The 15545-nt window shown below is 65.5% G+C and carries 11 protein-coding genes and 3 pseudogenes; 7 read left to right on the top strand and 7 right to left on the bottom strand.

The genetic code is table 11. The features are described 5' to 3' along the window. The first annotated feature begins 4 nt into the window (after positions 1 to 4). From QP181_RS08620 to QP181_RS08605, 4 genes are all read left to right on the top strand, one after another. A complete protein-coding gene (locus QP181_RS08620; RefSeq protein WP_333928272.1) occupies positions 5 to 721 on the top strand; it encodes a Crp/Fnr family transcriptional regulator in 717 nt (238 codons plus the stop codon). A 47-nt stretch (positions 722 to 768) separates the two neighbouring features. Further along, complete coding sequence (locus tag QP181_RS08615) at positions 769 to 951, top strand: hypothetical protein (RefSeq protein WP_333928271.1); 183 nt, start codon at positions 769 to 771, stop codon at positions 949 to 951. Positions 952 to 1056: 105 nt separating this feature from the next. Then, a complete protein-coding gene (locus QP181_RS08610; RefSeq protein ID WP_333928270.1) occupies positions 1057 to 3192 on the top strand; it encodes a M3 family metallopeptidase in 2136 nt (711 codons plus the stop codon). Next, complete coding sequence (locus tag QP181_RS08605; RefSeq protein ID WP_333922939.1) at positions 3192 to 4487, top strand: MFS transporter; 1296 nt, start codon at positions 3192 to 3194, stop codon at positions 4485 to 4487. The genes QP181_RS08610 and QP181_RS08605 overlap by 1 nt, the downstream gene beginning before the upstream one ends. Positions 4488 to 4670: 183 nt before the next feature. Here QP181_RS08605 and QP181_RS08600 read toward each other — a convergent pair whose 3' ends face one another. The 5 genes and pseudogenes from QP181_RS08600 to QP181_RS08580 all read right to left on the bottom strand — a co-directional run bounded on the left by QP181_RS08600 (position 4671) and on the right by QP181_RS08580 (position 9944). After that, complete coding sequence (locus QP181_RS08600) at positions 4671 to 5981, bottom strand: sensor histidine kinase (protein WP_333928269.1); 1311 nt, start codon at positions 5979 to 5981, stop codon at positions 4671 to 4673. Between the two features lie 24 nt (positions 5982 to 6005). Continuing rightward, entirely contained in the window at positions 6006 to 6725 is a 720-nt protein-coding gene (locus QP181_RS08595) for a response regulator (RefSeq protein ID WP_132740885.1), read from the bottom strand. A gap of 69 nt (positions 6726 to 6794) precedes the next feature. Continuing rightward, entirely contained in the window at positions 6795 to 7325 is a 531-nt protein-coding gene (locus tag QP181_RS08590; protein ID WP_333928268.1) for an EF-hand domain-containing protein, read from the bottom strand. Between the two features lie 120 nt (positions 7326 to 7445). Then, a complete protein-coding gene (locus tag QP181_RS08585; protein ID WP_333928267.1) occupies positions 7446 to 8222 on the bottom strand; it encodes a thioesterase family protein in 777 nt (258 codons plus the stop codon). Between the two features lie 130 nt (positions 8223 to 8352). After that, positions 8353 to 9944: pseudogene (locus QP181_RS08580) on the bottom strand (class I adenylate-forming enzyme family protein). 73 nt (positions 9945 to 10017) lie between these two features. On the opposite strand from QP181_RS08580, the gene QP181_RS08570 reads away from it, so the two are divergent. Continuing rightward, positions 10018 to 10632 carry a glutathione S-transferase family protein gene (locus tag QP181_RS08570; RefSeq protein ID WP_333928266.1) on the top strand — a complete coding sequence of 205 codons (615 nt, stop codon included), beginning with the start codon at positions 10018 to 10020 and terminating at the stop codon, positions 10630 to 10632. Positions 10633 to 11031: 399 nt separating this feature from the next. Then, positions 11032 to 12333: a spinster family MFS transporter gene (locus tag QP181_RS08565; RefSeq protein ID WP_333928265.1), complete on the top strand. Its 1302-nt coding sequence runs from the start codon at positions 11032 to 11034 to the stop codon at positions 12331 to 12333. Between the two features lie 10 nt (positions 12334 to 12343). Here QP181_RS08565 and QP181_RS08560 read toward each other — a convergent pair whose 3' ends face one another. Next, positions 12344 to 12748, bottom strand: a complete 405-nt coding sequence (locus QP181_RS08560) for a hypothetical protein (protein ID WP_333928264.1) — start codon at positions 12746 to 12748, stop codon at positions 12344 to 12346. A gap of 102 nt (positions 12749 to 12850) precedes the next feature. Then, positions 12851 to 14093 (bottom strand): annotated as a pseudogene (locus tag QP181_RS08555) (TetR/AcrR family transcriptional regulator). A gap of 156 nt (positions 14094 to 14249) precedes the next feature. Between QP181_RS08555 and QP181_RS08550 the strand changes: the two are divergent. Next, positions 14250 to 15533 (top strand): annotated as a pseudogene (locus tag QP181_RS08550) (acyl-CoA dehydrogenase family protein). The last annotated feature ends 12 nt before the right edge of the window (positions 15534 to 15545 follow it).

The raw sequence follows: 15545 nt of genomic DNA, 5'->3' as shown, positions 1-15545 counted from the left end.
TTGGATGATCTCGGGTAAATTTCTGTTGGGTCGTGGCCGGCACGAACTGAGCGACGAAGAAAAGCGGGTGCTGGAGGACAGCATCGGGTCGGTGCGGCAGATCGCCGCCCGGAAGCAGATCGTACGCGCAGGCGCGATCATCGAGACCAGCACGTTGCTGCTCGAAGGATTCGTATGTCGCTATATGGACGATCGTGAGGGGCAGCGACAGTTGGTCGCAGTGCATGTCCCAGGCGATTTCGTCGACCTCCACGCCTTCCCGATGAAGCGGCTCGATCACGACATCGCAACGCTGGGGCCGGTCAAGATCGCCTGCTACGATCATAACACGCTGCAGACGATCACCGAACGCTACCCGCACCTCACCCAAAAGCTCTGGTTCAGTACGTTGCTCGACGCCGCGATGCACCGCGAGTGGATTTTCAGACTGGGTCGCCTGGGTGCCGAGGGTCGGGTCGCGCATTTGTTCTGCGAACTCAACGAACGGCTCGAAATGGTCGGTCTTGCGGCCGATGGCCGGTTCATGTTGCCGATGACCCAGCCGGACATCGCCGAGGCCAGCGGGCTGACGGGGGTGCACGTCAACCGCGTGTTGAGAGCACTGCGCGAAAAAAATATGCTGACATTTAAGGCAAATGAGGTCCGTATTCTGGATCGGAAGGCGCTCGCAGCCGTTGCGGAGTTCGAACCACAATATCTGTACGGCTCCAAAGGCGACTGACTGTAACCGAGCAGCCTGTCGAGGGGACCGCTGCCGGGAGCGCGATCATGTTGGAGCCTGAAACCATCCCCGGCGTCGCCGCGGCGGAAAATGGCGTGGTCACGCTGGACGGACCCGATGGACTGGCGATCGCCATGACTCCCGAGGCGGCTGCGGAGACGGGGCGGCGGCTGATCGCAGCGGCCGAATTGGCGGCGACCCAGGCGACCGACGAACTGCCGCTGGACTGAGCGCCAAGCATGCCTGGCGAGCCCGGCGGGGGCTAATTGCCCCGCGCGGCTTCCTCTGTGTGACTTTATCACTATGCTACCCGGTACATCGACCGGGAGATCCATGTGCAGTTTCTATACCTCGCCGCCAGTGCCGTTGCGCTGATGGCGTCTACCTCCGTCGTCGCGCAGACTGGTGCGGCCACGACGACACCCGCCGCAAATCCTCTGCTCGCCGATTGGACCGGCCCGATGGGCGGGGTGCCGCCCTGGGATAAGGTTCGCCCCGAGCTGTTCCCACAGGGGTTCGAGACCACACTGGCCGAGCGCACCGCGGACTACCGCAAGATTGCCGACAATCCGGCAAAGCCGACATTCGCCAACACGATCGTGCCGATGCAGCTAGCCGGCAAGCGCTACGGCCAGGTGATGACGCTGTTCGGTGTGATGACCGGCAACATGAACACGCCCGCGTACCAGAAGCTCGACCGCGAATGGTCACCGAAATTCTCCGCCGCGTCGGACGCGATCACGTTCGACAAGCCGCTGTTCGCGCGGATCCAGGCGATCTACGACACCCGCAATTCGACCGGGTTGAATGCGCAGCAGATCCGCCTCGTGACTCGGATCTACGACAGCTATGTGCGGCAGGGCGCCAAGCTGAACGATGCGCAGAAGGCGCAGCTCTCGCAGTATAATCAGCAGCTCGCGACCGCGTTCTCGACGTTTGGCGAGAAGCTGCTCGCCGACGAGAGCACCGCCATCTCGGTCACCGACGAGGCGCAACTCGCCGGGCTTCCCGACAGCGTGAAGGCGGTCGCCAAGGCCGCTGCGACCGAGCGGAAGCTGCCGGGCTTCGCGATCGTCAACACGCGGTCCGCGGTCGATCCGGTCCTGACCTACGCGACCGATCGTGCGCTCCGCGAGAAGGTGTGGCGCGCGTTCGTCAATCGCGGCGACAATGGCGATGCGAACGACACGAACGCGACGATCGCGCAGATCGTGAAACTCCGCGCCGACCGCGCGCACCTGCTCGGGTTCAAGACGCACGCCGACTGGCGGATGCAGGACACGATGGCGAAGACGCCCGCCGCGGCGATGGACCTGATGATGCGCGTCTGGCCTGCCGCCAAGGCGCGCGTGGCCGAGGAAGTCGCGGACATGCAGCAGGTCGCCGGCACCTCGCTGACGATCGAGCCGTGGGATTACCGGTTCTACCAGGAGAAGGTGCGGAAGGCCCGGTACGACCTCGATCAGGCGCAGCTGAAGCCGTATTTCGAGCTCGGCAACATCATCCAGGGTTCGCTCTACGCCGCCAACCGTCTGTACGGGCTGACCTTCAAGGAGATCACCGGCACCGTCCCCGTGTTCGAGCCGAACATGCGGGTGTGGAGCGTCACCGACAAGAACGGCAAGGACGTCGGGCTGTTCTATCGCGACGATTTCGCGCGAACCGGCAAGCGATCTGGCGCGTGGGCGAACACCTATCGTGGGCAACGTGGGCTCGCCCCGGCGCAGCTCGTGCTGTCGTCGAACAACAACAATTTTGCCAAGGGCGCGCCCGGCGAGCCGATCCTGATCAGCCTCGACGATGCGCAGACGCTGTTCCACGAGTTCGGCCACGCGATCCACGCGATGCTCCAGACCGTCTATTATCCGGGGCTGGCGGGCACGCCGCGCGACTTCGTGGAGTATCCGAGCCAGGTGAACGAGCATTGGCTGCTGACCCGCGACGTGCTCGACAAATATGCGCGGCACTACCAGACCAAGGCAGCGATGCCGCAGGCGTTGCTCGACAAGATCGAGCAGTCGAGCAAGTTCAACGAGGGCTTCAAGACCACGGAGTATCTGTCGTCGGCGATCGTCGACATGAAGATCCACACCGTCCCCGACGGCGTGATCGATCCCGACAAGTTCGAGGCCGCGACGCTCGCCGAGATCGGCATGCCGAAGCAGCTGGTGATGCGTCACCGCGTGCCGCAGTTCCAGCATCTGTTCGCGTCGGACAGCTATTCGGCGGGCTATTACAGCTACCTCTGGTCCGAAACGATGGACGCGGACACCTTCGCGGCGTTCGAGGAAGCCGGCAGCCCGTGGGACAAGGCCACGGCGGACAAGTTCGCCAAGGTGCTGCTGTCGACGGGGAACGAAACCGATCGTGCCGAGGCGTATCGCGCCTTCCGAGGCCGCGATCCGGATGTCAACGCGCTGCTCAAGAAGCGCGGTTTCGCCCCAACTTCAGCTGTGCAGGGAGCTAAATGATGGCGAGCACGACAATCCCGCCCGAGAAGAACCACCGCCTCAAATCGATCCTCGGCGGGTCGGCAGGCAATCTGGTCGAGTGGTTCGACTGGTACGTCTATTCGGCATTCGGACTGTATTTCGCGCCGGTGTTCTTCCCCAAGGGCAATGCGACCGCGCAGCTGATGAGCGTCGCCGCGGTGTTCGCGGTCGGCTTCCTGATGCGGCCGATCGGCGCGTGGGTGATGGGCATCTATGCCGATCGGCACGGGCGCAAATCGGGCCTGACGCTGTCGGTGACGCTGATGTGCGCGGGCTCGTTCCTGATCGCGATCACGCCGGGCTTCGCGACGATCGGCTGGATTGCGCCGGCGCTGCTGATCCTCGCGCGGTTGATGCAGGGCCTCAGCGTCGGCGGCGAATATGGCGCGAGTGCGGTGTATCTGTCGGAGATGGCGGGCAAGTCGCGGCGCGGCTTCTTCTCCAGCTTCCAGTACGTCACGCTGATCGCGGGGCAGTTGCTCGCGCTTGGCGTGCTGTTGCTGCTGCAGTCGACGCTCGACACGGCGCAGCTCGACGCGTGGGGCTGGCGTATTCCGTTCGCGATCGGCGGTGTGCTCGCGCTGGTGGTGTTCCGCATCCGTCGCGGGCTGCTCGAGACCGAGAGCTATCAGAACGCCAAGGCTGACGGCACGCCCAAATCGAGCGGCTGGCTGCTGTTCAGCAAATACCCGCGCGAGGCGTTCACCGTGCTGCTGCTGACCGCGGGCGGTACGCTCGCCTTCTATGCGTACACCACGTACATGCAGAAGTTCCTGGTCAACACGAGCGGGTTCAGCCGTGAATCCGCGACGCTGATCATGACCGCGGCGCTGGCGTTGTACGCAGCGTTCCAGCCCTTGGCGGGGGCGTTGTCGGACCGCATCGGGCGGAAACCGCTGATGGTCGGGTTCGGGATCGCCGGCGTGCTGTGCACGGTGCCGATCTTCACCGTCCTCGAAACCGCGACGAACCCCTATCTGGCGTTCGGCCTCGTCGTGGGCTCGCTGTTCATCGTGACCGGTTACACTGCGATCAACGCGGTGGTGAAGGCGGAGCTGTTTCCCGCGCATGTCCGCGCGCTGGGCGTGGCACTGCCGTACGCGCTGGCCAACACGATGTTCGGCGGGACGGCCGAATACGTCGCGCTATGGCTCAAGAACGAAGGCATGGAGCGCGGCTTCTACTGGTATGTGACCGCGATGATCGGCGTGTCGCTGATCGTGTACCTCCGCATGAAGGACACGCGCACACACAGCCAGATCGTCGAGGATTGAACTTACTGCTCCCTCTCCCCTGCGGGGAGAGGGCTGGGGTGAGGGGCTGTTCCGGGCGGACCACTGTTTGGCCGCCCCTCACCCCGACCCTCTCCCCGGAGGGGAGAGGGAGCAGAAGGCGCTAGCGCGGCAGTTCGATGATCGCGTCGAGGCCGCCGCCAGCCTGATCCGACGGCGTGCGGTTCACCAGCCGGATTTCTCCACCAGCCTCGCGTACGATCGCGCGGGCCAGCGCCAGCCCAAGCCCGATCCCCCCGTCTCCCGGTTTCGCGAACTCTCCAGCCGCGTGAAGGCATCGAACACGTCGCCCATCCGGTCCTCGGGAATGCCCGGGCCTTGATCGGCCACCACGATGGCAACGGACCGCGCCCCGGCTTCGACCCGTACCTCCGCCGAAACGCCATACTTCACCGCGTTCTCGATCAGGTTGCGTACCGCGCGGCGCATCAGCGACGGCCGCAACCGCATTCGCAACCGATCCGCCTCGACGAAGCTCACCTCGCTGCCGATGTCGCGAAAATCCTCGACCACCGCATCGACCAGCGCGGCCAGATCGACATCCGTAGGCGGCTCGCTCGGTCGTCCCAGCCGCGCCAGCGACAGGATGTCGTCGAGCGTCCGGTTCATTTCGGCGACGGTGTCGATCATCTTCGCGCGATCGACATCGTCCTCGACCGACTCGATCCGCACCCGCAGCGCGGCGAGCGGCGTGCGCAGATCATGCCCGATCGCGCCGAGCATGCGATCCTTCTCGTCGAGCATCCCCGTCACCCGCAGCCGCAGCGCGTTGAACGCGGTGATCAGCGCTGCGACGTCGTCGGGCCCTTCCGCCGGCATCGGCGCGCCCGGTTCGCCGGGCCGAAACCGCTCCGCCGCCACGCGCAGATCGCGCAGCGGTCGCGACAGCCGGCGGACGATCCACAGCACCGGCAGCAGGACGATGATGTAGAGGATCGCGGTCTGGCTCAGCAACGCGAACAGCAGGCGCGCGCCGGGTTGCGGCCACGGCGCGGTGATCGTCAGCCAGCCGCGGCCGGGCTGTTCGACCGCGATCAACAGCGTGGCGCCATCGCGCTCGCCACGGCGGATTCCCGCCCGACGGCGATTGTCGCGGTCGCTGTCGTCGTCGAGCGTCGAGGGCTGCAGCCCGGTATCGATCCGCCCGACAGTCACGCCCTGATCGGCGAGCTGGCGGCGAAGTTCGGCGGCGACCTCGGGATGGCTTTCGTTTCCGGCGTTTCCGATCCGTCGGATCGGATCGGCGGGAAGACGGCGGACGCGGCCGCGGTCCGCGGTCAGGGGACGCCCGCCATGCGCCTCGCGGTCGAGCGCATCGGCGATCCGGGTCGCGACCGGGCGGGTCGCTTGCGAAAGGCGAAACTCGATCCGATCGCGCAGGACCAGCCCGAAGTTGATCGCCTGCGCGACGAACAGCGCGAGCGCGATCAGCAACGCCATCTGCCCGGCCAGATTGCGCGGCCAGGGGCGGGTCATGAGCGTAGGATCATGGGAGGGCGATCACAGACGGGTCACTTCGGCGGCCAGCGTATAGCCGCCGCCCCAGACCGTCTTGATCAACTCGGGCGTCTTGGCATCGGTCTCGATCTTGCGCCGCAACCGGCTGACCTGATTGTCGACCGCGCGATCGAACGCCGCGGCCTCGCGCCCCTGAGTCAGGTCGAGCAACTGGTCGCGCGTGAGCACCTGGCGCGGCCGCGTTACCAGCGCGAGCAGCAGGTTATACTCGCCGGTCGACAGCGGCACCGACACGCCCTCGCGGTCGACCAGCGCACGCTCGCCCGATTTCAGCACCCAGCCGGCAAAGGCATAGGCGTTCGCCTCGGGCGCATGTTGCCGCGCCCCGCCCGCGGTCGCGCGGCGTAAAATGACCTTTACCCGCGTCGCCAGCTCTCGCGGCGAGAACGGCTTCACCACATAATCGTCCGCGCCCATTTCGAGCCCGACGATCCGGTCGGTCTCCTCGGTCCGCGCGGTCAGCAGGATAACCGGCACGTCACTGGTCGCGGCGATGTGGCGGCACAGCGACAGCCCGTCCTCGCCCGGCATCATGATATCGAGAATGACGAGATCGATCGCATACGCCGTCAGCCGCGTTCTTGCGCTCTCCGCATCACCCGCCTGCGTAACGCGAAACCCCTGTTTGGTGAGGTACGCGGCCAGCGGCTCACGGATCGAGCGCTCGTCGTCGACGAGCAACAGATGCGGCATATCTCCCATCGGGGCAGTGTCTAGCATGGCGACTGTCCAGGGGAAGCACCGGGACGTGGTGCCTCCCACCTTTCCGAATTATCGAGCAGGAGCGGGCGCTGGTGCGGTTGGCGCGGGCGGGGTGACGCCTTCGCGACGTTCGCGACGATCGACGTGGCGCATCTCGGCGGCATTGGCGCGCTCGGTCGCGTCGATCGTGCCGTCGTGATTGGCGTCCATCCGGTCGAACCGCTTGAGCGCGCGCGCCTCGAACTCTTCGCGGGTCACGCTCCCGTCGCCGTTCGGATCCATCCGGCGACCCATGCCGTCATGCTTGGCACCACCCGGCGGCGGCACCGGCACGTCGCGACCGCTGGCGATCATTCGGTCGTGCATCGCGGTCCGATATGCGCGCATCTCGCCGGCGGTCACTTGGCCGTCACGGTCGGTATCCATCTGCGCGAACCGCCCATCGGCCTGTGCGATCGCTTCAGCACGCGTGGCGACACCGTCGCGGTTGGCATCGTGATGCATCGGCGGACGCGGCGTAGGGGTAAGGGCGGTTTGCGCACTGGCAGCGGACGTGATCGCGCTGGCGGCGAGCATCAGGGTGAGGACGGTCTTGCGCATGTCGAACTCCGGCTGAGTGGGACGAATTCCCATCGAATAACGCCGGTCTAAACCCTGGTTGTCTCAGGCTTTTGCCGCCGCGCCGCCAATGTGTCGCAAGATATGTCGAACACGCGAAGTTCAGGCGAAGATCGCGACGCTCTGCATCTGTTCGGCAACCGGCGTGCCGTCGGCGTTCCAGATCGCCATCTGCTGGCTCGAACTCCCCTCCCGCGTGTAGTCGGTAGTCGCGCGGAGCAGCCACCAGCCGTCGCGCGTCACGGGCTGCGGCCCGAGGATGTTGAGCAGCCACGTCATCGAACTGAGCGGGGCAGGGCCGCCGAGCAGCTTCAGCGCGGCAGGCGGCAGGCAGTCCGCGATCGCGATCAGCTCGACCATCGGATCAAGGCCATCGCGCTCGACCAGCCGGGCCCAGCGGAGCCATTCCGCCGGCCCGACGCTGTCGTCGCGGCGATCGAGTAGATCGAAGTTGCGCGAAAACGCGACCGCGCTGTGGCCGCGGAACGTCTGCGTATCGGGCTCCGGCATCGGAAAGTCCGGCGCGCGACCGGTTTGGTGATCGACACGCGATTCGACCGCCGCCATGAACACGAACGTCGCACGGAGCCCGAGCCCGGCCGCGCTCTCGACGTCGGCCTGGACGAACGCCGCGTTGCGTCCGCGCCGCAGCCGGCTCGCCCGGATCACGATCTCGCCCGATAATGGCCCGATGAACGACACCTGCGCAGACCGCAGCGGCGGCAGGGCGACGTCGGACTGCTGCGCGACATGGAGTGCCAATGCCGCCGAGAAGCCACCATACGCCGTGCGTCCCTGCGCCCAGTTCTCCGGCACCGTGCCGCGCCAGCCGTCCTCGGTCAGCTCCAAGGCGTCGATCGCCTGTTTGAGAGTGGTCATGGGTTTAGCTCTCTCATCTGCGGGTGATTGCGCGTGTCGAACTCCGATTTGGCCTCCGTCGTCATCCTGACGAAAGTCAGGACCCAGAGCCAAGGATCGGGGCGCTTGTGGTCCTGGGTCCTGACTTTCGTCAGGATGACGGGACTGTTGAGGCGAGCCGGTCGCGGAGTTCGCGCTTCAGGACCTTGCCGATCGCACTGCGGGGTAGTTCGTCCGCGACGTGCAGGGCCGACAAGCGCTGCGTCTTGCCGAGCTGCGCGTTCGCCCACGCCAGGATCGAATGCGCATCTTCGGTCGCTCCATCGCGCGGCACATAGAACCCCACCGGCGTCTCGCCCCACGCCTCAGAAGGCACGCCAATCACCGCGCAGTCCGCCACGGCGGGATGCCGGGCCAGCACCGCCTCCAGGTCGGATGGATAGATGTTGAACCCGCCCGAGATGATCAGGTCCTTCTTACGGTCCATCAGCGTCAGGAAACCGTCCTCGTCGAACCGCCCGACGTCGCCGTGGCGGATGTAGCGGTTGCCGTCGGCATCGTACCATTCGGCGTCGCGCGTCGCCTCCGCGCGGCCGTGATAGCCGTTCATCATCGCCGGGCTGCGACCGACGACTTCGCCCATCTCGCCGGGCGCGACCTCGTTGCCGTCGTCGTCGATCAGGCGGATCTCATGCCCCGGCATCGGCTGGCCGACGGTGTGGAGCTTGGTCGGGCTGGCGGTGGCGTTCAGCGCGCAACTCGCGCCACCCTCGGTCATACCGTAAAATTCGACCAGCAATCCCGGCCAGCGGGCGACGACGTCGGCCTTCAGCGCGGCGGAAAAGGGCGCGCTGGTGCTGGTCTTGAAGCGGAAGGCCGACAGGTCAAAGTCGTCGAAATCGGGCAGCGCCATGATCCGCTGATACTGCACCGGCACCAGCATCGTGTGGGTGGCGCGGTGTCGCTCCGCGAGTTCGAGATACGCGCGCGCCTCGAACTTCTTCATCAACACGACGGTGCCACCCCATCCGAGCGTCGGGAGGAAGCTGACGAGGGTGGTGTTCGAATAGAGCGGGGTGGCGATCATCGTCACCGCGGTGTCAAACCCGGCGGCGGTGTTGCGCGAAATGTGAGCCCAGCGCATCGCGTGGCTCTGGACGATGCCCTTCGGCGTGCCGGTCGTGCCGGAGGAATAGATGATGTTGAACGGGTCTTCGGGCGAGATTGCAACGGGGGTGGGTTTGGCGCCATCGGGAGCGAGCCAATCCTCAAAAGCCTGAAAAGCTTGTTCCCCCGCGAAGGCGGGGGCCCAGTCTGGGCCCCCGCCTTCGCGGGGAACAAGACCACGCGGGCCATCAACAGTTGCCCTTCCAACGTCCGCGCATTCTCCGCATCCAAGAACACGATCGGCGCTCCGCTATCCGCAATCATTGTTGCGATCGCCGCCGGCGTAGCGGAGGGAGCGATCGGCGTCGCCACACACCCCGCCCGTACCGCACCAAGGAATACCGCAGCATAGTCCGTCGTCGGCGCCGCGACGATCGCCACCGCAGTCCCCGGCGCTACCCCGTCGCGCCGCAACGCTACGGCGACCCGGTCCATTGTCGAATCGAGCGTCCGATAGTCGACACTGCCCTGTGCATCGGCGACCGCGGTGCGGTCCCCGCGTTCAAGCGCATGCTCGCGGATCAAATCGGGCAGCGTGGCGAAGCCCGTGGCGAGCATGTCTGCGGCAGTTGTCATTCGCGCATCGCTAGTCGAACGCGCCCGGCAATGCCATACGGTATATTCGAAAACCGATATCGAGGAGACGTCGATGCTGTTCTACGATAGCGCACTGCCCGCGCCCAACCCGCGCCGCGTCCGCATATTCCTCGCCGAAAAGCATATCCGCGTACCCATGGCGCAGATTTCGATCCCAAAGGCCGAGCACAAGGCGGAGGCGTTCCTTTCGGTCAACGCGCTGGGCCAGACCCCCGCGCTGGCGTTCGACGATGGCCGCGTGCTGACCGAAAGCGTCGCGATCTGCCGCTATTTCGAGATGCTCCACCCCGATCCGCCGCTGTTTGGCCACGGCGCGCACAACGTCGCTGAGATCGACATGTGGACGCGGCGGATCGAGTTGCGGCTGATGATGCCGCTGTCGATGGTCTGGCTGCACACGCACCCCTGGACCGCGCGGATCGTCCAGCCGCAATATACCGAGTTCGGCGAAAGCCAGCGTCCACGCGTGCTGGCCGCGATGGCAGAGTTCGATCATGCGCTCGCGGGTCGCGACTGGCTCGACGGGGAGCGTTACACGATCGCCGACATCGTCCTGCTGACGACGATCGACTTCGCCAAGTTCGTCGGCATCGCAGTGCCTGACGAACTGGTGCACCTGAAGGCCTGGCACGCCCGCGCCACCGCCCGACCAAGCTCCCAAGCGTGACCGGCAGCGGCACATCCAGTTGTCCGATTTTACCAAGACTGCCAGGATCTGCAAAAGTCGCTTTGCAAAGCCGCGAATCTATGCGAGGGGGCCGCATACCCGGTATTCAGATTGCCCGGACGCTCCGCTCCATCGATGATGCGAGACGAGCCCGGCCACGACGTTGGAGAGGGGATAAGGCGGAAGAGCGACCCGAACGAGGACGCATCTTCCGCCATCCTTCCCGCGAACCACCGGCCACACCCCGAAACGCGCAACGCTATGCTCCGGCGCGATAATTCCGCCTTGCGACGGCATGCCCTCGGCTCGTCGCAGATGTGCCCGGCGTGCAGCTTTAGCTTGTCTGGTACGTCTCGATTGCCCTAGCGTAAGGTCTGTTTCGACTTCGAGGTATTGCCGATGGCCGCAGCGTATCAGTCCCATCCCGAGATCGCCGATGCCTTGGCGATGAAGCGACGGGGCCTGACGCTCGCGCTGCTCACCTTCACCTATTTCTTCAGTTACATGGACCGCCAGATCCTCGCGATCCTGCTCGAGCGGATCAAGGCGGACCTGCTGCTGACCGATACGCAACTCGGGTTGCTGTCCGGACTCGTCTTCGCGATCTTCTATGCGACGCTCGGCATTCCGGTTGCGCGACTCGCGGACCGGACCAGCCGGCGCAACATCATCGCCGCCAGCCTGACGATCTGGAGCGCGATGACCGCGCTGTGCGGGCTCGCGCAGAACTTCACGCAGCTGATGCTCTTCCGGATCGGCGTCGGCATCGGCGAGGCGGGGTCGAGTCCGCCCAGCCATTCGATCATCGCCGATCTCTATCCTCCCGAGAAACGCGCGAGTGCGATGGCGGTGTATTCGCTCGGCGTGGTGCTCGGCGCGGGCTTCGGCACGCTGATCGGCGGCGTCGTCGCGCACTCGTACGGCTGGCGGATTGCGATGATGACCGTCGGTTTGCCGGGGATCGTGCTCGCTGTCCTCGTCCGCCTGTTCATGGTCGAGCCCCGCCGCGGCCTGTCCGATGTTGCACGCGCAGTGGCGGCGCCGATGCCGAGCGTGGGGCAGGGGTTCGCGTCAATGTGGGCAAGCGCACCGGCGCGGCATCTCGTCGTCGGTGTCACGCTGACGTCGATGATCGGCTACGCACTGACGGGCTGGGGCCCGAGCTACATCCAGCGCTCGCTAGGGATCTCGATGCTCGACATCTCGCGCTACATCGCGCTGCCGGGGGCGCTGTTCGGTGCGGTCTCCGCGCTGGCGGGCGGCAAGATAGCCGACATGCTCGCCAGGCGTCACGGGCTCCACGTCCAGGCGTGGGTGGTACTGGCGATGAAGGGCCTGTCGCTCCCGTTCGCGCTCGCCTTCTACCTGATCGATGCGCCGGTGATCGCGATCGGCAGCTATTTCGTGTCGCTGATCTTCGCGAACTCGTATCTCGGGCCGAGCTTCGCGCTGATCCAGCACCTCGCCCCGTTGCAGATCCGTGCGATTTGGGCGGCGATCACTCTGCTTGTCATCAATCTGGTCGGGCTGGGGCTCGGACCAACGATGGTCGGCTGGCTTAGCGACCTGCTGAAGCCTGGGTTTGGCGAGGACTCGCTGCGGTATGCGCTGATCATCATCGTGCTGATGACGCCGTGGGCGCTGTTCCACTATTGGCGCGCCGGCGTCCTGCTGAAGCGCGCGGAGGATGTGGCGAGGTAGTCGCCCCTCGTCAGGCTAACGGCGGGGCGGCGGCCGCGGCAGGGCGGGCCAACGCATCCGCCAACAACCATGTCATCGCGCTTGTCCGGTCATCAAATACCGCCATGTCGTCGCGCACCGCGACGATCCGCTTCACCTGCAACCGCGCGAGCTTGCCGTCGGTGAACAAGGCGACTTTCCGCGATTTCAGCGGGATGGTCAGAGCCACGCGCTGGAGCATCGCCACCACTTCCTGGGGCTGGATCGCGGACCGCGAGAAATTGCCCAGCAGCATGTGACGCTTGCCGGTCGCCAGCACGCGCCGTGCCTCGCCGTCCAGATCGCGGAGGAAGCCCTCGACATGCGGGATCGTCCAGAATCCGGACGCCTCGACCTCGATGATGCCGGTGTCGAGATCGGTCGTGATCGTGTGCATGACGCCCTCCGTGGAGGTGTCGGGATCGGCCTCTGGGCGTTAACGGCGCGTAACCAAACCGTTACGAGTGCGATTGTCGCCCCGCCTGTGACGCCGTGCGGATCAGCCCCTAGCCATCCGATCGTCGAACAGTCCGAACATCAGCGTCGAGGCATACATCGCGATTGCCCGCTCGCGCGGCATCGTCGACGCCCATTTGCGCATGTCGAACGCGGCGTTCTGGAGCGCCATCAGCGCTTGCGCCGCGATCAGCGCATCGACCGCGCGGATCGAGCCCTCGCCGATGCCGTCCATCATCATGCCCGCGTACCGCCGCGCGATGCCGTTCGAGCGGTCGACCATCGCGTTGCGCACGCCGACCGGCAGGCCGCTCAGCGCCGTGGTACGCAGCAACGGCCCCCGCTCGGCGAACTGCACGTCGAGCAAGGTCGCGACGGTACTCGACAGCTTGTGCCAGTAGCTGCCGCCCTCGGCCTCGCCACGGCTCTGCGCATCGGCGATCGTGTCGAAGCTGCGGCGGTAGCACGCGATGACGAGATCGTCCTTCGCGTCGAGATGGTGATAGAAGCTGCCCTTGGTCACGTTCAGCTCGGACGCGATCTTCTGCACCGACGCGCCGCGATAGCCGAGTTCGTTGATCAGGCGCGTGGCGGCGAGCAGGAACGCCTCGCGCCCCGGCTCTGCCTCGTCATGGCTGAGATCGAGCAGCTTCGGCGACCATTTGGCGTCCTTGCCGGCGATGCCATGTGCGAACACGTCCATCAGCCGCTCCTCGACACGACCGTACTGGTCAGGCTCGTAGCGCGTCAGCCAGATCGGCAACCAGAACGTGTTCTCGAGCAGAACATGTGCACGCGCGCCGTTGAGATCGGTTTGCGCGCGAGGATGTCGGCCCCCACAACAGGCGCGTCCGGCGGAACACCTCGCGCCAGCCTGCCATCAGCCGGCCGCGCATCGGCTCCTCGGTCGCGCGCAGATCGGACAGGACGGCGAACGCCTTCTCCTCGCCGCGCTGAATCCGCCCGAGCCGGTCCATGTTGAGCGCGAGATAGCGCCGAACGCGGTCCTCCGGCGTCGCTTCTTCCGCCGCGACGTCGAGCATCGCGATTAGGGATTCGAGCGTGTTCTCGAACGCGGCGGCCGCGAGGTCTTCCTTGCGCTTGAAATAATAGGTAACGCTGGTCGTATTGAGCCCGACGCGCCGCGCCACGTCCGCGAACGTCATGCCCTTGGCACTTTGTTCGTTGATCGCTTCTGCCGCCGCGGCGAGGATCGCGTCACGCTTCGCACGGAAGCGCTTGGTCCCCTGTTCGCTCTCGTCGCTGGCCTCTGCCGGAACCTTCATCGAAACACCCTAACAGCTTCGATTTGAAGATACAGTGCTTTTTAGGCGCTTTCAGGGCGGACTTGAAAACATGCTTTCCGGGGCCTCGCGCACGCTTTACCGAATACGCGGTATGGTCTAACCCGCGACAAAAGCGATGACGAACGGAGAGCCCGCATGGATTTTACGCTGAGCGAACGAGAGACGTATTTCCGGGATCGGGTCCGCGATTTCATCGACCAGAATATCCGCCCGCGACAGGCCGATTACGACCAGCAGGCGCATGAGGGCGAGCGCTGGAAGGTGATTCCGGTGATCGAGGAGATGAAGGAGAAGGCGAAGGCCGCCGGCCTCTGGAATTTCTTCATGCCGCCGCATTCGGGCCAGACGCACGTCGACGATCTCGTTCGAGTTCGAAGGCACGCAGCTCACCAATCTCGAATATGCGTTATGCGCGGAGGAGATGGGCAAGGTCAGCTGGGCGAGCGAGTGTTTCAACTGCTCGGCGCCCGATACCGGCAACATGGAGGTGTTTCACCGCTATGGCACGCGCGAGCAGAAGGAGACGTGGCTCGGGCCGTTGATGCGCGGCGAGATCCGCTCGGCGTTCCTGATGACCGAGCCTGCGGTGGCGTCGTCGGATGCGACTAACATCGAGACGTCGATGGTGCGCGACGGCGATCACTACGTCATCAACGGCACCAAATGGTGGTCGTCGGGCGTCGGCGATCCGCGCTGCAAGATCGCGATCGTGATGGGCAAGACGAGCTTCGAGGGCTCGCGGCACCAGCAGCAGAGCCAGATCCTCGTGCCGATGGATACGCCCGGCGTGACGATCAAGCGGATGCTGTCGGTCTATGGCTACGACCATGCGCCGCACGGGCATGGCGAAGTCGTGCTGGAGAATGTTCGCGTGCCGGTGGAGAACGTGCTGCTCGGCGAGGGGCGCGGGTTCGAGATCGCCCAGGGGCGGCTCGGGCCGGGTCGCATCCATCACTGCATGCGGACCATCGGCGTGGCCGAGACCGCGATCGAGGCGATGGCGCGGCGGCTGCTCGACCGGGTCGCGTTCGGCAAGCGGATCGCCGACTTCTCGGTCTGGGAGGAGCGCATCGCCACCGCCCGGATCGACATCGAGATGACTCGTTTGCTCTGCCTCAAGGCGGCGGACATGATGGACAAGGCTGGCAACAAATCCGCGCAGATCGAGATCTCGATGATCAAGGTCGCCGCGCCGAACATGGCGCTCAGGATCCTCGACGACGCGATTCAGGCGCATGGCGGCGGGGGGTCTCGGGCGATTTCCGGTTGGCGCATGACTGGGCGGCGATGCGGACTCTCCGGTTCGCGGATGGCCCGGACGAGGTCCACAACCGCTCGATCGCGCGCAACGAGTTCGGGAAATACGGCGACTTCCGTAAGGGCGGCGTTTCCAGCGGGGATGTCGGGGTGAGCCGGTAAACTCACCGCACT

Source organism: Sphingomonas sp. LR55 (assembly GCF_036856015.1).
GTDB lineage: Bacteria > Pseudomonadota > Alphaproteobacteria > Sphingomonadales > Sphingomonadaceae > Sphingomonas.
Note: the sequence above shows the minus strand (reverse complement) of the source record. Positions and strands in the feature narration are given on the sequence as shown.